The organism is Pseudomonas fluorescens, from assembly GCF_001623525.1.
Classification (GTDB): domain Bacteria; phylum Pseudomonadota; class Gammaproteobacteria; order Pseudomonadales; family Pseudomonadaceae; genus Aquipseudomonas; species Aquipseudomonas fluorescens_Q.
In genome coordinates this window covers 2,019,957-2,042,489 of the sequence record NZ_CP015225.1, presented here as the reverse complement: position 1 = coordinate 2,042,489, position 22,533 = coordinate 2,019,957, and the positions used below count along the sequence as shown (strand labels likewise).

The following is a 22,533-nucleotide window of genomic DNA, read 5'->3' as shown; positions in this document are numbered from 1 at the left end:
GATTGCAGATCTGTGTATGGACAATACCTTGGATATGCAGGGCATAGCTGCACCTTATGCAGCAATTCGCTTGCTCGAATCCGTGGTTGGGCTGACCCTGTCTTTGCTTGGATTCCTGTAGTTTTTTATCACCTGCATCGCACTTTTACCCACAAAGGACTTGGTGGCAGCAGAACCGACTATTCTTTCGGAACACTGCCTTCTTGGCAAAAAGGGACGTCATGCCAGACATCGATCGCACCACCGGCCCCACACACGACATCACATGCGTTGATCGAACCTGTTCGATTGGGCCCAGGTTTCCACGATCCTCGTTACTCCGGATGGCTTTAATGACGGTTTCCTGCCTTTTCACGGCAACTTCCGCATACAGCCAGGACCTGTCAACCGTAGCGGGACTCGAAAACACCACGGTCACGGTGATGCAAGCGCAGGAGGTCGTTGCCAGGGCCGCCCTTGGCGCCGTGCGCTGGAGCGGCCCTGTATCCGGCCCGCAAGCCCAGCGGGGCAAGAGCATCGCGCTTGTCGCAGAAGATTTGCGTAACGGAGGCATTGTCGGTGTCGCGCAGGGTGCCCGGGAGGCCGCCAATGCGTTGGGCTGGACGCTGAAGATATTCGATGGTGCCGGCTCATCGGCCGGGCGCGCAAAAGCCTTTGCCGATGCCCTGGCCGCGAAGCCTGACGGCCTTATCCTGTGCGGCTCCGACGCTCTTGAGAACAAGGCCGCGCTGCTGCTCTTCGCCAACAAGGAGATACCGGTGGTTGGCTGGCACGCCGGGGCACGCCCGGGGCCGATTGACGGCACGCCGGTGGCCATGAACGTCACGACTGACCCGCTTGACGTGGCGCGTCTCACGGCCATGGCGGCAGTGGCGCAATCAAATGGACGTGCCGGCGTAGTCATCCTGACCGACTCCAAGTACAGCATTGCCATGGCGAAAGCCAAGGCCATGGAAGACGTCATTCGGGCCTGTCGTGAATGTACGTTGCTGGAGGTGCGCGATGTGGCGATCTCCGAAAGTGGCGAGAGGATGCCGGCGGTCACCAAGGAATTGCTTCAGCACTATGGCAAACGCTGGACCCATGCGTTGGCTATCAACGACATCTATTTTGACTATTCGATTGCCTCGCTGACCGGCGCCGCCATACCCAGTGACGGCATCAGCCTGTTGTCTGCCGGTGACGGCAGCGCTTCGGCTTTCCTGCGCATACAGGCAAAAACCTACCAGACTGTGACGGTGGCCGAGCCGCTCAACCAGCATGGCTGGCAAGTGATGGATGAGTTGAACCGGCTGTTTGCAGGTCAGCCGGTGAGCGGCTTCGTCGCGCCGATTCACTTGGTCAATAACGACAATATCGCCTTCGATGGCGGGAAAAAATTCCAGTACGATCCTGACAATGGCTATCGAGACATCTATCGCCACCAATGGAATCCCTGATGTTGGACGTGACTTCCCGGCTTGGACGCCAGCTATTGCCCCAATCGCTGCGCGCACAATTCACCCTGGCGTTTCTGACGCTGGCGCTGCTGATCCTGGCAGGTGGTGCTACGGCGGTCTACGCGCTGCGCACCTCGAACAGCGCGACTCGACAGCTGACGGATGAACGACTGGTCCGCATGCAAAATGGGCAAGACATGGTGCAGCGCACCTTGCTGATCGAACGCCAGACCGACCAGCTTCTGACAACCCGCTCCTCCGACATCCTGCGTTCAAGCTATGCAGCGACCGTCGAACAGCTTGAAGCCCTCGATCAACTGGTGCAGCAACTGACTGCCGCAAACAGTGGCGTGGCGATACTCGACATGCATCAGTCGAGTCAGATGTTCCGCAATACCGCCAACATTGTGGCGCAACTGCGAGAAAGCCTGCTGCAAACCGAGGTCACCTTCGAGCAGGCCCTGGCGGATCACACTGCTCGATTAACGGCGGCCCAGACCCGGGCCAGCCTGGAGTTGGCGGTGCTGCTTTTCGATCTGCCGCAGGCCGTTGACAGTGAGGCCGTGCAACGGCTGCGGGCCCGATATGAGCGCCTGCCACGCACTGTCGGCGCGTTATCCGACGCTGAGGTGCAGATTCCGGATCTCTTCTCCCTGCGCCAGACGCTCATCAATCAACACAACGTCCTGCAGCGTTTCAACGAGCAACTCAAGAATGAGGCCGGGGTCCTGGTCGCGGTGGCCCGTACGCAATCGAATGCCTACACCCAAGACTATCGCGAAGCGGTACAGCGTCTGGTTGAGGCCTCGAATCGCAGCCAGCGATGGGTGCTGATCATGTTGGGCGCCAGCCTGGTGTTCGCCTGGTTCGTGACCCGGGTTTTCATGGGCCGTCATGTGCTCGTGCGCCTGAATGAAATAAGCCGGCAATTGCGTCAGGAACACACGGACAAAACGCATTTGATGATGGCCGACCATGGGAAGGACGAGATCGGCAACATGGCGCGGGCGGTGAATCAATTTCTCGAAGACCGACTTCAACTGGAGAAAAGAACGGCCCAACTTTGTATCGCCACAGAACGGCTCGCCGTGCAAAACGATCGATTGGAGCAGGAGGCCATCGTTCGTGCCGGACAAGGTCATGTCCTGGAACTGATCGCCAGGAGCACCGAGCTTGCAGAGGTGCTTGATAGCCTGGCGCACCTGGTCGAGTCCCAACTGGAGGGCATGAAGGTCTCCATCCTGCTGCTGGATGAGGAGGGCAAACACTTGCTGCACGGGACTGCACCCAGTTTGCCGAAAGCCTATAGCCAGCTCATCGACGGAATTGAAATCGGTCCGAACGTCGGTTCATGTGGTACCTCGGCGTATCGACGAGAGCCGGTCATTGTCACGGACATCGAGCAGGATCCACTGTGGGAAGCGTACCGTTCACTGGTGGCGCCCTATGGGTTTCGCGCCTGCTGGTCGACGCCGATCCTGTCCCATGAGCGAAAGGTCTTGGGTACCTTTGCCTTGTATGCCAACACCGTGCGCAGCCCCAGCGCGGCCGAGACGCAACTGATCGACATGGCCACACCGCTTGCCGGCATTGCAATAGAACGTCAACTGACCGAAAAGCGCATTCGCTTTATGGGCGACCATGACGCCCTGACCGGGCTGCCGAATCGCACGCTGCTCGAAGACCGCCTCAAGCAGGCGATGCTATATGCCCAGCGCTACAACCGGCTGGTGACAGTGGTGTTTCTCGACCTGGATAAATTCAAACTGGTGAATGACAGCCTTGGGCACAGTGCCGGGGACGAACTGCTGAAAACCGTCGCCCAGCGCATGCTGGGATGTGTACGGCGTACCGACACCGTGGTGCGACTGGGTGGCGACGAGTTTGTGATCATCCTGTTCGACCAGCCCTCGGACCTGGACGGCGTGACGCCCGTCCTGCACAAGATCCAGGAAGCCATCCTGCGGCCGATTCAACTCAGCGGCCATACGCTGCACGTCACCTGCAGCATGGGGTTGGCCACGTACCCTACCGATGGCACCGACACCGACACATTGCTCAGCAATGCGGACGCCGCCATGTACCGTGCCAAGGAGCTGGGGCGCAACAGCTTCCAGTTCTATACGAGCGAGATGAATAACAAGGTCCAGGGCAAGCTCGCCATGCAAGACGGGCTGCGAAGCGCACTCAACAATGACGAGTTCCTGCTGTTGTACCAGCCACAAGTGGATTTGCAGTCAGGCCAGATCATCGGCGTAGAGGCATTGATCCGCTGGCAGCATCCCGAGCTCGGTATGGTCTCTCCCATCAAATTCATTCCCCAGGCCGAAGAGACCGGGCTGATCGTGCCCATCGGCGACTGGGTGATTCATAGCGCCTGCAGACAGAACAAGGCGTGGCAGGATGCCGGCTGGCCGCCGATCACCATGTCGGTGAACATCTCGGCTCGCCAGTTCATCGAAAGGGACCTGATCGACCGGGTGATGCATGCCTTGCAGGAATCCGGACTGGACCCGATGTACCTTGAGCTGGAGCTGACCGAAAGCCTGATCATGCAAGACCTTCAGCAAGCCATCAGCAAAATGAAGGCCCTGCAAGCCATGGGGATCAGCCTCTCGATCGACGACTTCGGCACCGGCTACTCCAGCCTCGCCGCATTGAAAAGCTTCCCGATCGCGAGGCTCAAGATCGATCAGTCTTTCGTGCGTGATCTACCCGACAACGAGAACGACAAAGCCATCGCCACCGCCGTGATTTCGTTGGGGCACAAGCTCAATCTCAAGGTCATTGCCGAAGGGGTCGAAACCGAGGAGCAGCAAACCTTCTTGCGTGATAACGGCTGCGATGAAATCCAGGGGTATTTTTTCAGCAAGGCGGTCAGCGCGCAGGAGATCGGTCTGTTGTTGCGTATGCCCCGCCTGCCTCACGCGAGCCGTATTGCGAGCCCTGGTTCGCCCAGGCAAAACAAACGTGATGTAAAACGCCCGAGCGGTCCAGTGTCTGGGCATTGATGATGCAGTTGGCTGCTGGGCTCGACCAAGTGCATGTGTCGACCAGTCTGCGCATGAGCGCGACCCTCGCCTGCAATCAGGCGCGAACACCCACACGGGGGGGCAGGTGTTCGGCGTTATCCGGCTTCAGAACTGTTCGGGTTGCAGTTGCAACAGTGACGGGCTGCCGGCGCGGATGCTTTGTTCCAGGCTGAGGATGCGCGGCAGCAGACGGCTGAAGTAGAAGCGCGCGGTGCCCAGCTTGGCGCCATAGAACGTAGGGTCTGTGGCGTGTTGGTGTTCGGCTGTCTGGGCCATGCGTGCCCACATGTATGCGTAAGCGACATAGCCGAACAGGTGCAGGTACTCGACGCAGGCGCTGCCGATGGCGTGGGGATCGAGGCTGGCCTGTTGCTGCAGCCAGTCGCTGAGGTTTTCCAGGCGTTGCACGGCGTCCAGCAATTCGGCGGCATAGGCGGCGCCGGGCAGGTAAGCGAAGTCACGGATCTGAGTGGTGAACAGGCGCAGGGCCACGCCGCCGTTGCCCACTACTTTGCGCCCCAGCAGGTCGAGGGCCTGGATGCCGTTGGTGCCTTCATAGATTTGAGCGATGCGTACGTCGCGTACCAGTTGTTCCTGGCCCCATTCGCGGATATAGCCGTGGCCGCCGAATACCTGTTGGCCATGGATGCAACTGTCCAGGCCGGTGTCGGTGAAGAAGGCCTTGGCCACTGGCGTCAGCAGGGCCACCAGGGCTTCGGCATCAAGCCGCTCCTGGGGATGGTCGCAGAACTTGGCCAGGTCCAGCTGCTGGCCGACGTAGCAGGCGAAGGCCCGGCCGCCTTCGGTCATGGCCTTCATGCTGAGCAGCATGCGTCGTACGTCGGGATGGACGATGATCGGATCGGCGATCTTGTCCTTGGCCTGGGCGCCTGCGGGGGACCGGCTCTGGATACGCTCCTGGGCATAACGGCGGGCGTTCTGGTACGAGGCTTCGGCGCAGCCAATGCCCTGGATGCCAATGGACAGCCGCTCGTAATTCATCATGGTGAACATCGCCGCCAACCCCTTGTTGGCCTCGCCGATCAGCCAGCCACTGGCACCGTCGAAATTCATCACGCATGTGGCCGAGGCCTTGATGCCCATCTTGTGTTCGATGGAACCGCAGCTGACGGCGTTGGCTTCCCCGAGCATACCCTGCGCATCAACGCGGATTTTCGGCACCAGGAACAGCGAGATGCCCTTGGGGCCGGCGGGCGCATCCGGCAGCTTGGCCAGGACCAGGTGAATGATGTTTTCCGTCAGGTCCTGCTCGCCGCCGGTGATGAAAATCTTGCTGCCGGTGATCCGGTAGCTGCCATCCGCCTGGGGTTCGGCACGGGTGCGAATGATGCCCAGGTCGGTGCCGGCATGGGCTTCGGTCAGGCACATCGAGCCGGCCCAGCGCCCCTCGTACATCGGTGGCAAGTACAGGGCCTTGAGCGCTTCGCTGGCGTGGGCGTCGATGGCCAGGCAGGCGCCGGAACTCAGCGCCGAGTACAGGGCAAAGCTGGAGTTGGCGGCGTAGAGCATTTCTTCGAACTGTACGGCGAGCATCTTTGGCATCCCCATGCCGCCGTAGGCCGGGTTGCCGCTCAGGCCAACCCAGCCGCCGTCGATGTAGGTCGAGTACGCTGCCTTGAAACCGTTCGGCGTGCTGACCTGGCCGTCGTGCCACTGGGCACCTTCCTCGTCGCCGCTGCGGTTGAGTGGAAAGATCAGGTGATGGGTGACCTTGGCAGCTTCTTCGAGAATCGCATCGGCGGTGGCGGCGTCGACGGTATTCGCCAGCGCGGGCAGGCGGGCCCAGAGGTTCGGTGCGTTGAAGACCTCATGCAGGACAAAACGCATGTCGCGCAACGGGGCGTTGAATTCGGGCATTGCAATGAACCTCATGCAAGGAAAGAAGGTGGAATGGCGCAGTCGCGCGGTTCACGGACCACGATCCCAGGCACCGCTGACGCGCGGGTGCTCGCTTGCCCACGAGACGGCCGGTGAGAAGCCGGGCTTGTCAGCGATGCCTGGGTTTTTTCAGCGGTCGGGCTAGAGATTCTTCGCCATGTCGCGCAATACGAACTTCTGGATCTTGCCGGTGGAAGTCTTGGGCAGTTGGGTGAAGACCACCGTGCGTGGCACCTTGAAACCTGCCAGGTGCTCGCGACAGAAGCTGATGATCTCGGCTTCGCGCACGTCTGTATGGTCGGATTTCAGGGTGATGAAGGCGCAGGGTGTTTCACCCCATTTTTCGTCAGGACGGGCCACCACGGCCGCTTCCAGCACTGCCGGGTGCCGATAGAGCACGCCTTCCAGTTCGATGGTGGAGATGTTCTCGCCACCGGAAATGATGATGTCCTTGAGCCGGTCGCGGATTTCCACGTAGCCATCGGCATGGGTCACGGCCAAGTCGCCGGTGTGGAACCAGCCACCTTCAAAGGCTTCGGCGGTGGCGCTGGGGTTCTTGAGGTAGCCCTTCATCACGGTGTTGCCGCGCATGAAGATCTCGCCGATGGTCTGGCCGTCATGTGGGGTTGGTTCGAGCGTCCTTGGATCGGCCACCATCAGCCCTTCCAGGGTCGGGTAGCGTACACCTTGGCGAGCCTTGATCTGGGCTCGCTGCTCCAGTGGCAGCTCATCCCAGGCCGCGTGCCAGGCGCATAGGGTCACCGGCCCGTAGACCTCGGTCAGGCCGTAGACGTGGGTGACCTTGATGCCCATTTCCTCGACGGCGCCAATCACCTTGGCCGGTGGTGCCGCTCCTGCAACCATGGCGCTGACCGGATGGTCGATCGCGGCCTTGGCCGAGTCGGGCATGTTCACCAGGGCATTGAGCACAATGGGCGCACCGCAAAGGTGGGTGATCTGATGTTCGCGAATCAGATTGAGGATTTTTTGCGGGTCGACCCGGCGCAGGAACACATGGACGCCGGCCAGGGCGGTCACGGTCCAGGGGTAGCACCAACCGTTGCAGTGGAACATCGGCAAGGTCCAGAGATACACCGGATGATTGCCCATGGCCCATGTCATTTGGTTGCCGAGGGAGTTGAGGTAGGCGCCGCGGTGGTGATAGACCACGCCTTTGGGGTTGCCCGTGGTGCCAGAGGTGTAGTTCAGGGATATGGCCTGCCATTCATCGTCTGGCCACTGCCAGGCGAAGTCCGGGTCGCCCTCGGCAAGAAACGCCTCGTAGTCCAGTTCACTGACCGCCTGGCCTTCGCCATATTCCGGATCGTCGAGGTCGATCACCAGGGGCGGATGGTCGAGCATGCCGATGGCCGCTTGCACCACGTCATGGAACTCACGGTCGGCGATCAATACCTTGGCTTCGCCGTGGGCCAGCATGAAGGCGATGGCCTCGGCATCCAGGCGTACGTTGAGGGCATTGAGCACCGCTCCGATCATCGGCACACCGAAGTGCGCTTCAAGCATGGCCGGAATGTTCGGCAGCATGACCGCCACCGTGTCGTTTTTACCGATGCCGCGACCGGCCAGGGCTGAGGCCAGGCGCCGGCAGCGGCGGTAAGTGTCGGCCCAGGTGCGCCGGATCGAGCCGTGGATCACGGCTGGATAATCGGGATAGACGCTTGCGGTGCGCTCGATGAAGCTCAGGGGGGTAAGGGCGGTGTGGTTGACGCCGGTTGGCGCAAAACCTTGCTCGTAGATGGACATGGCTGGGGTACCCGGTGGCTGATTATTAGCTCTATTGGCCGAGGTTCTCGGGGGGGGGGGCACGGGCTGCCGGTGCTAGCCCAATCGCAGTGCGATTGTCGACAGACGCGTTCACCACAGAAAAGCTCGGTGACTTATCCGGGGGAATTTATATACTGTTTGCCGATTGATATGGAAGTACTACCTGAGTTGTATAGTAAATATACTATATGTTGCTCGCCCTATTTTCACGACAGGTTTCCTGATGATCTCCACCACCGTTCGCTTGCACGGCTGGTTGCGCCTGCAACGTGAAGGCATGGCCCTGGCGGCTTGTGCCGATGCCCTGTGCCGGGCCTTGCAGGATTGTGCGCAAATCCGCCGGGCGATCTACCTGAGCTGGCATGCGCCAAGTGGCATCTATCGGCATGAAGGCCGTGCCCGGCATTTGCCGCCGGGCTTTGGTGAAGCTTTGCAAAGCAGTGACCGGGCTCTTTTCCAGCGCTTGCAGGACGAGGAGCGGCTGGAACTGGCGCAGGTGCGTCAGCTCGATTGCTGGCTGGCCGGTCGTCTGCGCCGCGCGGCCCTCGAGCATGGTCAGGTCCTGGCGTTGGCCCTGCAGCCGGGGCAGCAAGGCTTGCTGCTGGTTGAGCTACAGCCCGAAGTGGGGCAGGACTGGCTGGTGGCGGTGCACGAATTACTGAGTCTGCTATTGGCCAGCGTCAGCGGCCAGTTGCGCGATTCGCCGCTGCTCGGCCATGACCCGCAGCCAAGTGCATTGCTTGATTCGCGAGGCCGACCGCTGGAGCTCAACGAGGCGCTGCTGGCGCTGCTCGAGCAACTGTCGTTGGTTGATGCCTCGAGCCTGTTACCGGTCAGCCACGCGCACCTGGTCCAGGCCTGTCTGACCCAGCAGCGAGCCATCGAGAACGTGGAGGTGCAGGTTGCCGAGCAGATCCTGGTCTGGACGTTCATCCCCGACCCCAAGGCCAATCGTGTGCTGGCCCGCTGTCGCCAGGCCACCGCGCAGATCCTCGCCGAGCGCGAGTCGGCCAAGGCGCGACGCCTGTACCGGCTGATCACCGAAAACACCACCGACCTGATTTCCCGCCATACCCCGGACGGCTGCTTTCTCGATGCGTCACTGGCTTCTTGGACCTTGCTCGGCTATTGGCCGCAGGAGCTGCACGGGCGTCAGGCCCACACGCTGTTTCATCGGCAGGACCAGGCCGGCCTGATGCAACGCACCCGCGACGCCCTGGAGCAGGACGGCTATCACACCATGACCTACCGCATTCGCCATCGCGACGGCCATTACCTGTGGTTCGAGACCGCGTGCCGAGCCATTCGCGAAACCTACACCGGCGCGGTGGTTGAAGTGGTCAGCGTGTCCCGGGACATTACCGCCCGGGTCCAGGCCGAAGAAAACAAGCGCCGTCTGGCAGAGGTGGTGGAGGCCAATACCGACCCGGTGCTGTTCATCCAGCCCGATGGCGCGGTGACCTACCTCAACCCGGCGGCGCGCCGCACCCTTGGGTTGGATGCGCAACACAGCCTGCCAACGCTGGATGCCTTTCTCAGCGCCGAGGTGCTGGCCAGCCTGGAGCAGGAGGGCTGGGATTATGCCGAACGCAGTGGCCGCTGGAGCATCGAGGCTCGCCTGCAACCGCCGGCCGGAGGGGCTTCGGTGCCGGTGTCGCTGATGCTTCTGGCCCATCGCGCGGCCAGTGGCGAGCGCTTCTATTCGCTGGTGGCCCATGACCAGTCCGAACGGGAGCTGCGTGAAGCCCAGCAGCGTCATCATCAGGACGAACTGGCTCACACGGCGCGCCTGGTGACCCTGGGTGAACTGGCCTCGGGCATTGCCCATGAGATGAATCAGCCACTGGCGGCGGTGGTCAATTATGCCAACGCCAGCCAGCGCTATTTGCAGGCCTTGGGCAGTCATTCCGAGGCCGCCGAGAAGGTGGCCCAGGGGCTGGAGCGAATCGCCGTGCACGCCAATCACGCATCGGAGGTGATCAAGCGTTTGCGCGCCTTCTTGCGCAAGGGCCGCCGCCGCATGGAGGCCTTGGACCTCAGTGACGTTGCCCGGGCAACCACGCGCCTGTGCCTCTGGGAAGCTAGCAGTTGTCAGGTAGAGATCGTGGAGCGGTTGCCGGATAATCTGCCGCTGGTCTATGCCGACCGGGTGCTGCTGGAGCAGGTGCTGCTCAACCTGCTGCGCAACGCCATCGAGGCCAATCGCGAGGCCCATCCCGGCCAGCCGTCGCAGATTGTCTTGGCGGTCGAGCCTGGGGCTGACGGCGGGGTGCAGGTCAGCGTCAGCGACCAGGGACACGGCGTGCCGACGGCGCAACTGGAGCAGATTTTCACCCCGTTCTATTCCAGCAAGGTCAATGGCCTGGGGTTGGGGTTGTCCATGAGCCGCAGCATCATCGAAGGTTTCGGGGGCGAGTTGCAGGCCCGGCCCTTGGCCGTGGGCTTGCAGATGCGCTGCAACTTGCCGGGGCCGACCCTGGCCGGCGTGGTCCGACAACAAGAGGAATAGGGCAATGATGGATGTGGCGGAACAGGTGGTGTATGTGGTCGACGATGACCAAGGCATGCTCGATTCGACGGTCTGGCTGCTGGAGTCCGTGGGCCTCAGGGCCCTCTCGTTCACCAGTGGCCGGGAGTTTCTCGAGGCCTGCAACAACCCGCTCAATGGTTGCGTGCTGCTGGATGTGCGCATGCCAGGCATGGGGGGGCTCAACGTCCAGGAAGAGATGCGCAACCGTGGGCTGCGCCTGCCGGTGATCTTCGTCAGTGGGCATGCCGATGTGCCGATTGTGGTGCGGGCGTTCAAGGCCGGGGCCCATGATTTCATCGAAAAGCCCTACAACGAACAATTGCTGCTCGACAGCGTGCAGCAGGCCTTGAGCCTGGCCGACGACAGCCAGACCGTCAGCGCGGGCCAGGCGCGGGTGCAGGCGCGGCTTCAGAGCTTGACCCCGAGGGAAAATGACGTGTTGCTGCCTCTGGTCCAGGGCTACACCAACCGGGAAATCGCCGATCAGCTTGGGGTCAATGTCAGGACCATCGACCTCTATCGTTCCCGGGTCATGAAGCGCATGGGCGCCGAGAACCTGCCGCAGCTGGTGGGCATGGCGATTGTCGCAGGCCTGGTCGACCCCTTGCAGTTGCGCTGAGGGCTTGGCTCAGGCCGCGGTGACGCGCAATGTCGGTTCGGCGGCGACCTTGGACGCCAACAGCCGTTCTATGGCGCCAGCGAGCAGGTTCTCCAGCAACTCATCGTGTTCGTGCTGCTCCAGGGGTTGGTGCGCCAGCCAACTGGGCGCGCTGTTGAGCAGGGTGGCAATGGCGTGGCCGGCTGCGGCTATTGCCCGGGAGGGGAGGCGCCGAGGCGTTCCCAACATCAGCAACAGCCGCCGTTCGTATTGCTCGCGTAAATGCTGCACCCGCTGTTGTTGCTCGAGGTTGAGGCACCCGCTGTCGCGCTCCACCAGGCGAAAATGCCAGGGCATCTCCCGGTGCAGCTTGAGGTGGGCGCGGATCAACCGTTGCAGGTTGCCGCGCTTGTCCCGGGGTTGCTGTTCAATGCGTCCGAGCGTGGCCAGCAGTTCTTCGAAAAACTCCTCGATCAGGTCGGCCAGCAGGTGCTGTTTGCTTGGGTAGTGGTGATACAGCGAGCCGGGCGTCAGCCCCAGGTGGCTCGCCAGTTCTCGCATGCCGACCTGGCCGAAGCCCTTGCTGGCGAACAGTTCCAAGGCCTTGTCCCGGCTTTCGGCGAAGCGCGAGCAACGCTCAGCCATAGGCATGGAAACCCCGCCCGGACTTGCGTCCCAGGTAGCCGGCGGCGACCATTTCCTTGAGCAATGGAGCGGGGCGATATTTGCTGTCGTTGAAGCCTTCGTAGAAGGCCTCAAGGATTGCCAGCAAGGTGTCCAGGCCGATCAGGTCGGCCAGGGCCAACGGCCCGATGGGCTGGTTGCAGCCCAGGCGCATGCCCGCGTCGATATCTTCGGCGCTGGCCAGGCCTTCCTGGAAGACCAGGATGGCTTCGTTGATCATCGGCACCAGGATCCGGTTGACCACGAAGCCTGGGCGGTTGCCGGCGGTGATCGCGGTCTTGCCCAGTCGCCGGGCCATTTCCAGGGCCAGGGCGTGGGTCGCGTCGTGGGTCTGCAGGCCACGAATCACCTCGATCAGGCCCATCACCGGCACCGGGTTGAAGAAGTGCAGGCCGATAAAGCGCTCTGGATGACTGACGCCGGCGGCCAGTTGGGTGATCGAGAGCGAGGAAGTGTTGGACGCGATCACGCAGTCGCTGCCGACTTGAGAAGCGACCTGTTGCAGCAGTCGCAGTTTCAATTCCAGGTTCTCGGTGGCGGCCTCGATCACCAGTTGTGCGCCGGCCAGGCTGGCGTAGTCGGTGCTGGTGCGAATCTTGTCCAGGGCGAGGTTTTTCTGCGCTTGGCTCAGGGTCTGCTTGGCGATTTGCCGGTCGAGGTTCTTGGCCACGGTGGCCAGGGCTTTTTCCAGGGCGCTGGTGGAAATGTCCAGCAAGGTCACTTCGAAACCGGCCAGGGCGCAGACCTGTGCAATGCCGTTGCCCATGGTGCCGGCGCCGATTACGCCGATAGTATGCAGATGCATGTGGGGTGTTTCCTTTTTCAAGCGCGCCCCAGCGTGCAGCCACTGGCCGGCCCTGGACGCGATCCGCTGGTGGGGCTCGACAGATGGTGCGCCGTGGCCCCTTAATGCCGCCAGTCTAGAGGTCGCCGTTGGGTGGGCCTATGCCATAACTGTTCAGCGATACTGGCGTTTTTTGCCATCGAGGAAGTGGGGAAACTGGGTTTATGCGGGAAAAGGATTCGGTCGCGGTCTACTTCGTGCACACCATGATCCACGCGCTGCGGGACCAGCCTCAACGGCTGGCGGCGATACTGGCCGAGGCCGGCATCGACCCGGCGTTGCTGGGCCAGCCTGAGGCCCGGGTTCCAGCGAGCGCTTTTGCCGCTTTGTGGCTGATCCAGATTCGTGAACTGCAGGACGAGTTCTTCCAGCTGGATTCCCACGGCATGCCGGTCGGCAGTTTTGCCCTGATTTGCCGGGGGTTGATTCAGGAACCCGATCTGGGCAAGGCCCTGCGCCAGTGCCTGGGCAACTTCGGATTGTTCCTGCGGGATTTTCGCGGCAGTCTCAGCGTGCGCGGCAAGCGGGCGGTGATCAGTCTGCAGACGTGCTCGGTGGATCCCGATGCCCGCCGTTTTGGTGAGGAAACCTTCCTTGTGCTGATGATCAGCCTGCTGTGTTGGCTGGGCGGGCGGCGCATTCCCATCGATCGCGCGGACTTTCGTCAGTCGCGCCTGTCCCTCAGTGACGATGCGTTGCTCTGGGGGCCCAACCTCAGCTTTGGCGCCGAGCGCACGGAAATCGAATTTGCCAGCCGCTACCTGCGCTTGCCAGTCGTTCAAGACCTGGCCTCCCTCAAGGTATTTCTGCGCAGTGCGCCCCAATGGCTGGTGATCCGTTTTCGCAATCAGCATGGCCTGGCTACCCGGCTTCATCAGTGCCTGCGCCACAGCCATTACAGCCAGTGGCCCACCCTGGAAGCCTTCGCCAGTGACCTGCGGATGAGCCCCAGCACCTTGCGTCGACGCTTGGAGCGCGAAGGAAGTTCGTTCCAGGAAATCAAGGACGAGGTCCGCCGTGGGCTGGCCGTCGAGCTGCTGCGCCAGACCGGCAGCAGCATCAGTGACATCGCCGAGCAGACTGGCTTTCAGGAGCCCAGCGCCTTCCATCGTGCCTTCAAGAAATGGACCGGCGAAAGCCCCGGTCGCTATCGTGCACGCTTCCAACGGTCGGCATGACCAACCCACAAGCCACCGCAGCACTGACGGCCTGTTGGCGGCTTACCGAGCCCAACTTGCGTCGCGCATTGAGCAGGTGGAAGTCGATGGTGCGTTCGGAGCAGGTCAGGATGTGGCTGATTTCCCAGGTGGTCTTGCCTTCGCTGGCCCAGTACAGGCAGTCCATTTCCTTGGGCGTCAGGTCCTGGCGCGGTTGGGCAGGCCGTTGCAATTGATGTCGTATCCCGGCGAGCAGGTAGGGGATGAGCATGAACAGTTGGTAGACGGCAGGGTTGGAAAAACCCTTCTGTTCGGTGATCTGTGTGTCGTCGAAGGCCACGCTCAAGGTTCCCCTGAGCATTTCGTAGCGCAGTGGGATGCTCACGCCGCTGCGCAGGCCGTGTAGCTCGCGTTGCTCCCAGAAATGCCGGGAGCGTCCCCGGGCGCGCCGTCGTTCGCTGTCCCAGAAAAGCGGCACCAGCTCGCGTCGACAGTGCCTGAGTATCGGGTCGATCTCGATCAACCCATCACAGCGGTAGTGTTCCAGCCAGCGTTTGGGAAAGGTGGTGATGAGGCCAGCGAGAGGGTCGGTATCCCTCGGCGTTGCCGGCCCGAGGCTGATGAGGTAGCTGCCGAAGCCGAGTTGGCGCAGCACTTTGTTCAGCAGGCGCTCCCAATCGCAACGGTTGGCATCCTTGGCGAGGCTCGTGAAGGCGGCCAGCGTAGCGGCACGCTCGGCCTGGGTCCGGCCGCAGGCGGGGGAGTGGTGTTTGTCCATAAACGGATCGCTCTCGTTGTAGCAGGAATGACGCAGTCGCAGTACGGGGAAGGAAGGGGCGCATGCCCCTTCCGGATGGATCACTTGTGCACGTGACACCGGATGAAGCTGCGGAACAGGTCCAGGCCGTTTTCGGTGAGGATGCTTTCAGGGTGGAACTGCACGCCTTCCACCGGCAGGTGGCGATGGCGCACGCCCATGACATAGCCGTCGTCCGTGGATCTGGATGTGATCTCCAGGCAGTCGGGTAACGGCTGCTCGCTGATCATCAACGAATGGTAGCGGGTCGCCCGAATCGCCTGTGCCTGGGTGTGGTCATAGACGCCCTTGCCGTCGTTCTCGATTGTGCTCACCTTGCCGTGCATCACGTGAGGAGCCCGGCAAACCTGGGCACCGAAGGCCAGGCCGATGGCCTGGTGACCCAGGCACACACCCAGCAGCGGCAGGCGTCCCTGAAAGTGCCTGATCACTTCGATGTAGCCCACATCGGCCGGATGCCCAGGCCCAGGGCCCAGCACGCAGAAATCCGGTGAGAACGCTTCAATGCGCTGGATGAGGTCCGGTACGTCGTGACGCTCGACGTGGGTTTCCAGCCCCAGTTGTTCCAGGTATTGGCTGATGATGAAGACGAAGCTGTCATAGGCGTCGATCAAGAATACTTTCACAGTGCGATCTCCTGGCCGGTCACTGCCCGATAGACGGAACCCATCTTGTACAGCGTCTCTTTCCACTCAAGCTCTGGCACCGAATCGGCCACCACTCCGGCGGATGCACGCAAGTGGTACGTACCCTCATCGAAGACCGTCGAGCGAATGCACAATGCGGTGTTGACGCTGCCATCGAAACCGACCAGGCCCAGGGCCCCGGCATAAATGCCCCGGCGGTTGCTTTCCATCCCCTCGATCAACTCCATCGCCCTGACCTTGGGCGCGCCGGACATGGTGCCCGCGGGGAACGAGGCCTTGATCACGTCGAAGGCATCCAGGCCCGGGCGCAGCAGGCCGCGAACGTTCGACACCATGTGGTAGAGGTGCGAGTACTCTTCCACCAGCATGAACTCATCGACCTCCAGCGAGCCGGCCTGGCACACGCGACCGATATCGTTGCGACACAGGTCGATGAGCATCAGGTGTTCGGCGCGCTCCTTCTCGGAGCGGGTCAGCTCCAGGACCAACTGAGTCGGATCGACGCCAGGCTTCTTGCCCACGGTGCCGGCGATCGGGCGCATCTCGATCAAGTCGTCCTTGATCCTGACGAATAGCTCGGGGCTGGCGCCGATCAGGTCGATGCCGCCTACGTGGGCCAGGTACATGTAGGGGGAAGGGTTGCGCAGGCGCAGGTTCTGGTACACATCGAACGGCGAAACCTGCGAGCGGATGCGAATCTCATGACCGAGCTGGATCTGGTAGACGTCGCCGGCGCGGATGTGCTCCATCGCCACTTCGACACGCTCGACGAATTGCTCCGGGGTCACCGTGCGCTCTTCCTCGAAGCCCTCGGGGTACGGTAGCGGGGCCAGCGCCTCGGATGCCGGGGTTGAGCTCAGGAAGGGGTAGTCCTCCAACGTGCGGGGCGACCAGAGATCGTGGTTATTGATCAGGGTTTCGACGATGCCATTGCTGTGGAAATAAACCAGGGTCTGATAGACCGACAGGGCAATGAGCGGGTAGTCGTAGGTCTGTTTGGCCAGATCGGGAAGTCGCTCGATCAGGCGAACGCAGTCGTAGGAGAAATAGCCGAAGAAGGCCAGGCTGGAAGGGGCATTGGACGCCGGTTGGAACGTTGCCTGGATCGCCCGGAGCAGGTTCCACGCAGCCTCGCTGTCGGGTAGATGGATCTTGTGTTCCGGATCGACCTGCATGCCCGCTTGCCGCAGGCTGGCGGACAAATGTTCACACAGGGCGGCGCAGCCTCGCAGTTGGGCCTGGCCCTCATCGATACGCACTTCGAAAAGCGGTTCGAGCCCGACGATCGTCGCCCGGCGATCACGGCTTGGGCCGGACAGTGATTCAAGAATGAAAACAGACTCGCGACCCAGTTGTTCCCGTGCATTTGCATATATGCCAAGTGCATCCGTAGGTCGACGTTCTTCACGGCGAAGAACATTCACGCCAATTAAATTTTTATTCACGGTTAATACCATATTCAAGGTGTAACGATTCAGGCGCTCGATTAAGAGAGCGCCACGGGAATATAAAGCGCGCAGGCACTTTAAATACGTGTTGAGGGATATTCTGAATAGACGGGACGGACGCTGTTCATGTCGCGCGCACTAAAAAGCTTGCAATGGATTGCAGCCAATTGTTGCGCAGGACACAAGGCGCGAGCGCCTTCGATTTCAGAGGGGAAAGATCAGGACGTTGCTGGCAGGCAGCAGACAGGCTCCGGTCTTCGCTAGATTAGCGACGCCAGATATTGCTTTTGAAGATGGCCAGAATGGCCCGGGAACAGCTGTCGGGATAGCTGTGGGAGGAACTGATAGCAGAAAGGTGATAGTACATTTTTAGACATCCCAGTCTTGGCTAAGCACTGCGGGAATAATGGGCAGTGCGGCGAAATTACCAGCGTGCCCTGGGGCCTGTCAACTGCTGAGGGCATATTAATCTTTCATTCATTTCTGAATGTCGACAGAGCTATCCCTACGCGTATGTAACCGCGCGTGCTTTTAACAAGAAACTCGTGCGCGCACAACTGCGAGATAGCGCAGCTGGGTATTTATAAGTTCTGTTACTAACGTAGCGGCCGTTGAGTTCCAGTAACCCATCAAACCTGAGCGGCTGAAATGAAAGAGCATTTAGAGACATTCAAGAAGCGGTACGATCCGATTCATCATGCCTATTGGACCGACGTCCTCAGCGACGCCGAGCTGGCGGCCTGGCACCAGGCACAGTTGCGGGAAGTGGTCGGCCACGTGAAGCGGTCCTCGCCGTTCTATTCCAGGCACCTTGCCCAGGTCGACGAGCGTTCGCTGACCTTGGATGACCTCGCCACCTTGCCATTCACGACCAAGGATGATCTGCGCGAAGCAGGCTTCGACATTTTGTCCGGCCCGCTGGAAGACAGCATCTTCTATTACGAGACCACGGGGACCACCGGGCCCGCCACGCCATGCCCGCGAGACCGCAAGGAGAGCTACGCGAGCAATCGCCAACTGGCCATGGCCTACCAGGCCGTGATCGAAAAGCATTTCCCAGGCGAAAAGACCGTGGTCGGCATCATGGGACCTACCGAGGTCCATTCCTTCGGTGACACCCTGGGCGATGTCTGCACCCAGCTCGACCTGTGCAATGCCAAGATCTGGCCGCACTCACCGGTGATCGGTTGGCCCAAGGCACTGCAACTGCTCAAGGACCTGCGGATCGGCGTGCTCGCATCGGCGCCGGGGCTCTTGCTGGCCATGGCCAAGGAAGCCGAGCGCCAAGGCTTGAACCCACGCGAGGACTTCGCCCTGCGCGCGTTCATGATGAGCGGCGAGCTGTGCACCCCTGCGTTGAAGAACAACCTCTACAGCCTGTGGGGTGCGCAGGCCTACAACAGCCTGTATGGCTCCCAGGAAGCGATGATCATCGCGGCCTGCAACGCCAACGACCAGTTGGTGCCGCATCGCCTCAACTACATCATCGAGGTGCTCGATCCCAAGTCCGGGGAAAGCCTGGGCTGCACCGGCGACGGTGAGTTGTGCGTGACCATGCTGATTCCCGGCAGCAAGCCGTTGATTCGCTACCGCACGGGCGATCTGGTCTCGATCCAGTCGCGCCCCGGCTATGCGCAATCGATGCGCCAGACCGTCAAGGTCGTCGGTCGGGTGAAGGATGCCGTGCAACTGAACGATCGCGCCTTCTCGGCCGCACAGATCGAGCAGGCGCTGCTTGAAGGCGTCGAACAATGCCTTGGTTACCAGATCATCCTCAGTCGCGCCAATGATCGCGACACCGTCATCGCCAAGCTGGAAATGTCGCGCTTCTTCGAAGGCGATCGTGGACGTCTGGTGCTGCTGATCAAGGAGCGCCTGCGCGAACGGCTTGGGGTCGATGCCACGGTCATGGTGGTGGGCGATCTGGCCGAGCATGTGAACCTTGGCAGTTGGTTCAGCTGGAAAGAAGCGCGCATCGTCGATCAGCGTCAAGGCCAGTGAGGTCAGCGATGAGCCTGTCTGTTCGCGTGATTGACAACGCCAATGAACTGTTCGAGTCCGTCAGGCAACTCAGGAGTCGCTACCTGGGGACCAACCCGGCACGGGAGGACGACTTCGAGCGAAGGGAGCAGGTGCGCGACGCCTTGTCCTATCACCTGGTCTACCTGGACAAGGACGAAGTGGTCGGGACGTTGCGCGTCACGCCGCTGGGTCATGGCCTGAGCTTCGTCGAGCGAGCGGTCGACGTGCAGGCCTATTTCGAACAATCGACGGATGCCTTCGATGCCAATCGCCTGGTGCTGGACGAGCGATACCGCGGCGGTCGGCACCTGTGCATGTTTCTCCTGCAAGCGGCCATTTGGCTGAAAGCCAACACTCACCTGCGATTCATCTCGGCACTGTGCCGCGGCCAATTGGCTGCGCTCTATGTCGGCCTGGGCGGGCGCGTGCTGGTGGATGACGTTACCTGGACCGGGGAACAGGTCGAGCGGCGCTACAGCCTCGTGTACCTGGAACTCGAAAGTGTTTACCTCAATGTTAAAGGAGCCAATTGAAATGCAAGCATTCTTCAAGGAACTCGACGCTATCGTCGACGCGGGCTGGGCCCAGATCAAGCAGGGCGCCTACTGGAAATTCAGCCTGGACAACCCAACGCCGCCAGCCCTCTACCAACAGCTCATGCTGCAGGTCTACCACTACACCCGCTACAACTCGGTGAACCAGGCCGCCTGCGCCTTCAGTGCCGATCCAGAGGAAACGACGCTGTTGCGCTTCGTCTACAAGCACGCCTTGGAAGAGCTGGGCCACGAGCGCATGGTGCTGCGTGACCTGGAGTCGGTCGGGCTGTTGCCGCAAGCCATGCCGGCGCCCCTGGCGCCGACCCAGGCACTGATCGCCTTTCTCAACGATGTGGCCATCCGCAAGGGGCCGATCGCTCGCCTGGGCTACAGCTACTGGGCCGAGGACGTCTACGAGCACATCCAACCGATCCTGGAACGGTTCCGTGCCGACCTGGGCTTGAAGGATGAGCAGATGACCTTCTTCGTCGCCCACTCGACCATCGACGAGAAGCACGCCGAGGAAGTGCGTATGGCGATGCAGCGTGCGGTGAAGACCGAAGCAGATCGTCGTCAGATCAAGGAAGTGGCACGCGTCACGCTCTGGCTGACCGGGCAGTTGATGGAAGAGGCTTTGCGCGCCTACCTGGCTGGCGAAGAAGGGTTGCGGGAGGCGTCCTGAATCATGAATCTGACCATCATTGTCGGGTCAAGCCGACCTTGTGGTGTCAGTGCACGGGTGGTGGCGCTGGTGCGCCGCCACCTGGGCGAGGAGGTCGCGGTCGATGACATCTGGCTCAAGGATTACCGGATCGACTACTGCGACGCCGACAACGCCTGTTCCGACCAGGACTGCCAAGTGCAGGACGACGTCGGGCAGTTGGTGGCGCGGCTGGACCGCGCCGATGCGGTGCTCTATCTCCCCGTCATGCATGCCTACGGCACCAACAGTCGCTTCCAGGCGTTTCTGGAGCGAGTCGGCTATGGCTTCCTGCGGCCTCGGGAGCGTCCGCTGCGCGACAAACTCGCGGCAATTGCGGTCGTCGGCCGACGCTATGGACACACGGCGGTTTTCTCCCAGGTCGCGCTGAACGTGCTGCTCAACAAAATGATTCTGGTCGGCTCGGGATTTCCGCCGTGCTTCCAGACCCAACTGGCCCACGATCCTGAAGCGGAACAGGCCCTGCGCGAGACATTGGACCGGCTCTGCGAGCATCACTGTCGACTTAACCCCCCAGCCCTTGCGACAGGCAAGCCGGAAAGAATCCTGCGGCCCATTCAATTTCAGAAGGGATAACTGTCATGCCATTGAAAGACTCATTGCTCGCGTTACTGGTCGCGTTTCTCTGGGGCGCGCAGGTCACTGCAGTGAAAATCGGCGGCGCCGAGTTGCCGCCTATCCTCATGGTCGCCATGCGCTACGCGATCATGGCGCTGTTTCTCCTGCCGCTGCTCAAGCGCGTCAAACGTGAACAGTTTGCGTCCGTGGCCCTGATCGCCACGATTACCGGGACCTTGCATTTCGGTTTGCTGTATTGCGGTATCGCCCGGGTAGACGCCTCTACCTCGGCGATCATTTATCAATTGGCGGCACCGTTTACCCTCGTCCTGGCATTCGCGTTATTGGGGGAAGTCCTGAAACTGCGGCTCCTGGCGGGCATCGTGCTGGCGTTCGCCGGTGTCCTGGTGCTACTGGCTACGCCATCGGCGGGCGGGACGTTCATCGGCATGTTGCTGGTGGCGCTGGCGGCCTTGGCATTCGCTGCCGGGTCAGTGTTGACCAAGCGTCTCGGGCCACTGGATCCGCTGGCCTTGAGTGCCTGGACGGCGGTCATCGCCGCACCGCAACTGTTGCTGTGGTCGTTCGTCCAGGAAGGCGAGCAATGGACACGCGTCTACACGGCCAGCGCCCAGGCGTGGTGGGCGGTGCTCTACACCGCACTCAGTGGTGGTCTGCTGGGGTTCGGTCTGTGGTTCTGGTTACTCGGCCGCAACTCGATGCAGCAACTGAGCCCGTACCTGCTTCTGGTGCCGGTGTTCGCGATCGTTGTCAGCCAGGTCATGCTCGCCGAAGGTTTCAGCCAGCGCCTGGTGATCGGTGCCGTGTTGACGCTGTCAGGCGTGGCGCTATGCCAACTGCGCCTGCCGGCAAGATTCTTCCTCAAGGCCGGTAGCAAAGGACAAGGAGTGGCGGATGAACCGCGTTGATCGATTGCTGCTCGGCACTTTGCGCCTGGTCCACCGCTGGCAGTTCGGTTTGAAACTGCGCTGGCACACCGGTAAACATGGACGCCTGGCCTATCTGCAAAGCCCTGCACGGCAACAGCGGACGACGCTGGTCATGCTCCATGGCTTGGGCGCCAGCAAGGATCAGTGGGGCCCTGCGATGCTCGGCATGGCGCGCCATCACCACTGCGTTTTCGTCGACTTGCCGGGGCATGGCCAATCCGTGTACGAGGCGGGTGCCGGCTTTGGTCCCCTGGCAATGCTGGCGGAACTCGAAGGCCTGCTGGATACACTCGTCGAGGGCCCCTTCGTGCTGGTCGGCAGCTCTTTGGGTGGATGCGTGGCCGGCCTGTATGCCGCCAAACACCCGCAGCGTGTCAGTCACTTGGTCTTGCTGGCGCCTGCCGGTCTGGGCGAGCAAGCGCTAGGCCCCACATTGAAAGCCAGCCTGCAAGGGGCGGGCACGGTGTTTGGCTATCGTACGGTCGAAGAGATGAAGCGCTTCTGGAGCCTGGTGTTCCAGGCGCCGCCCGAGGTAGGAGGGCGCTTGGCCCAGGCCATGGCGGCCAGCGGCAGGTCGAGGTTTGCCGCTGTGCAGCGTGTCGTCGAGGATTTCCGTCGCGAAGGCCTGGACGTGCTGCTCGAACGGTTGCCCCAGATCGCTGCCAAGACGCTGGTGATCTGGGGCCGGCATGACCAGGTATTCCTGCCGGCGACCCTGGACAACCTGCTCAAGCAACTGCCCGATGCACGCGGCGAGTTCATCGAGGACTGCGGGCATGTGCCCTATCTTGAACGGGGCGCCGATGTGGTGACGGCCATCACAGGGTTCATTGCAACGTCCAGGGTTTAGCCGGATTCGATCAAAG

The 22,533-nt window shown here is 61.5% G+C and carries 18 protein-coding genes; 11 read left to right on the top strand and 7 right to left on the bottom strand.

The window, feature by feature from the left end; translation table 11 throughout:
- Positions 1 to 419 precede the first annotated feature (419 nt).
- Together TK06_RS08665 and TK06_RS08660 are read left to right on the top strand one after the other, a co-directional pair.
- Positions 420 to 1,439, top strand: a complete 1,020-nt coding sequence (locus tag TK06_RS08665) for a substrate-binding domain-containing protein (protein ID WP_063325107.1) — start codon at positions 420 to 422, stop codon at positions 1,437 to 1,439.
- Positions 1,427 to 4,450: an EAL domain-containing protein gene (locus tag TK06_RS08660; protein ID WP_063321735.1), complete on the top strand. Its 3,024-nt coding sequence runs from the start codon at positions 1,427 to 1,429 to the stop codon at positions 4,448 to 4,450. Before TK06_RS08665 ends, TK06_RS08660 begins: the two co-directional genes overlap by 13 nt.
- Before the next feature lie 126 nt (positions 4,451 to 4,576).
- Here the strand turns inward: TK06_RS08660 and TK06_RS08655 are convergent, their stop codons facing one another.
- Complete coding sequence (locus TK06_RS08655; protein ID WP_063321734.1) at positions 4,577 to 6,349, bottom strand: acyl-CoA dehydrogenase C-terminal domain-containing protein; 1,773 nt, start codon at positions 6,347 to 6,349, stop codon at positions 4,577 to 4,579.
- Between the two features lie 162 nt (positions 6,350 to 6,511).
- Positions 6,512 to 8,134, bottom strand: coding sequence for an acyl-CoA synthetase (locus TK06_RS08650; protein ID WP_063321733.1), 1,623 nt, complete (start codon positions 8,132 to 8,134; stop codon positions 6,512 to 6,514).
- Positions 8,135 to 8,378: 244 nt separating this feature from the next.
- Between TK06_RS08650 and TK06_RS08645 the strand changes: the two genes are divergently transcribed.
- Positions 8,379 to 10,664: a PAS domain-containing sensor histidine kinase gene (locus tag TK06_RS08645; RefSeq protein ID WP_063321732.1), complete on the top strand. Its 2,286-nt coding sequence runs from the start codon at positions 8,379 to 8,381 to the stop codon at positions 10,662 to 10,664.
- Positions 10,665 to 10,668: 4 nt separating this feature from the next.
- Positions 10,669 to 11,304, top strand: a complete 636-nt coding sequence (locus tag TK06_RS08640) for a response regulator transcription factor (RefSeq protein WP_063321731.1) — start codon at positions 10,669 to 10,671, stop codon at positions 11,302 to 11,304.
- A 9-nt stretch (positions 11,305 to 11,313) separates the two neighbouring features.
- Here TK06_RS08640 and TK06_RS08635 read toward each other — a convergent pair whose 3' ends face one another.
- Both TK06_RS08635 and TK06_RS08630 read right to left on the bottom strand, forming a co-directional pair.
- Complete coding sequence (locus TK06_RS08635; protein ID WP_203417415.1) at positions 11,314 to 11,934, bottom strand: TetR/AcrR family transcriptional regulator; 621 nt, start codon at positions 11,932 to 11,934, stop codon at positions 11,314 to 11,316.
- Positions 11,921 to 12,772 carry a 3-hydroxybutyryl-CoA dehydrogenase gene (locus TK06_RS08630; protein ID WP_063321729.1) on the bottom strand — a complete coding sequence of 284 codons (852 nt, stop codon included), beginning with the start codon at positions 12,770 to 12,772 and terminating at the stop codon, positions 11,921 to 11,923. The genes TK06_RS08635 and TK06_RS08630 overlap by 14 nt, the downstream gene beginning before the upstream one ends.
- 203 nt (positions 12,773 to 12,975) lie before the next feature.
- On the opposite strand from TK06_RS08630, the gene TK06_RS08625 reads away from it, so the two are divergent.
- Entirely contained in the window at positions 12,976 to 13,989 is a 1,014-nt protein-coding gene (locus TK06_RS08625) for an AraC family transcriptional regulator (protein WP_063321728.1), read from the top strand.
- Here TK06_RS08625 and TK06_RS08620 read toward each other — a convergent pair.
- From TK06_RS08620 to TK06_RS08610, 3 genes are all read right to left on the bottom strand, one after another.
- On the bottom strand, positions 13,928 to 14,746 hold the full coding sequence (locus tag TK06_RS08620) for an autoinducer binding domain-containing protein (RefSeq protein ID WP_063321727.1): 819 nt from the start codon (positions 14,744 to 14,746) through the stop codon (positions 13,928 to 13,930). The genes TK06_RS08625 and TK06_RS08620 overlap by 62 nt on opposite strands.
- An 80-nt stretch (positions 14,747 to 14,826) precedes the next feature.
- Positions 14,827 to 15,411 carry an anthranilate synthase component II gene (locus tag TK06_RS08615; RefSeq protein ID WP_063321726.1) on the bottom strand — a complete coding sequence of 195 codons (585 nt, stop codon included), beginning with the start codon at positions 15,409 to 15,411 and terminating at the stop codon, positions 14,827 to 14,829.
- On the bottom strand, positions 15,408 to 16,889 hold the full coding sequence (locus TK06_RS08610; RefSeq protein WP_063321725.1) for an anthranilate synthase component I family protein: 1,482 nt from the start codon (positions 16,887 to 16,889) through the stop codon (positions 15,408 to 15,410). Before TK06_RS08610 ends, TK06_RS08615 begins: the two co-directional genes overlap by 4 nt.
- A 639-nt stretch (positions 16,890 to 17,528) precedes the next feature.
- Between TK06_RS08610 and TK06_RS08605 the strand changes: the two genes are divergently transcribed.
- The 6 genes from TK06_RS08605 to TK06_RS08580 are packed head-to-tail and all read left to right on the top strand — an operon-like array spanning position 17,529 to position 22,517.
- Positions 17,529 to 18,881, top strand: a complete 1,353-nt coding sequence (locus TK06_RS08605) for a phenylacetate--CoA ligase family protein (RefSeq protein ID WP_063321724.1) — start codon at positions 17,529 to 17,531, stop codon at positions 18,879 to 18,881.
- An 8-nt stretch (positions 18,882 to 18,889) separates the two neighbouring features.
- On the top strand, positions 18,890 to 19,435 hold the full coding sequence (locus tag TK06_RS08600) for a hypothetical protein (protein WP_063321723.1): 546 nt from the start codon (positions 18,890 to 18,892) through the stop codon (positions 19,433 to 19,435).
- 1 nt (position 19,436) lies between these two features.
- Positions 19,437 to 20,120 (top strand): iron-containing redox enzyme family protein, encoded by a 684-nt coding sequence (locus tag TK06_RS08595; protein ID WP_063321722.1) that lies wholly within the window; start codon positions 19,437 to 19,439, stop codon positions 20,118 to 20,120.
- A 3-nt stretch (positions 20,121 to 20,123) separates the two neighbouring features.
- The gene (locus TK06_RS08590) at positions 20,124 to 20,735 is read left to right on the top strand and encodes a flavodoxin family protein (protein ID WP_003200650.1); all 612 of its coding nucleotides are present in this window, start codon (positions 20,124 to 20,126) and stop codon (positions 20,733 to 20,735) included.
- A gap of 5 nt (positions 20,736 to 20,740) precedes the next feature.
- Complete coding sequence (locus tag TK06_RS08585; protein ID WP_063321721.1) at positions 20,741 to 21,646, top strand: DMT family transporter; 906 nt, start codon at positions 20,741 to 20,743, stop codon at positions 21,644 to 21,646.
- Positions 21,633 to 22,517, top strand: a complete 885-nt coding sequence (locus TK06_RS08580; protein WP_063321720.1) for an alpha/beta fold hydrolase — start codon at positions 21,633 to 21,635, stop codon at positions 22,515 to 22,517. Before TK06_RS08585 ends, TK06_RS08580 begins: the two co-directional genes overlap by 14 nt.
- Positions 22,518 to 22,533 lie beyond the last annotated feature (16 nt).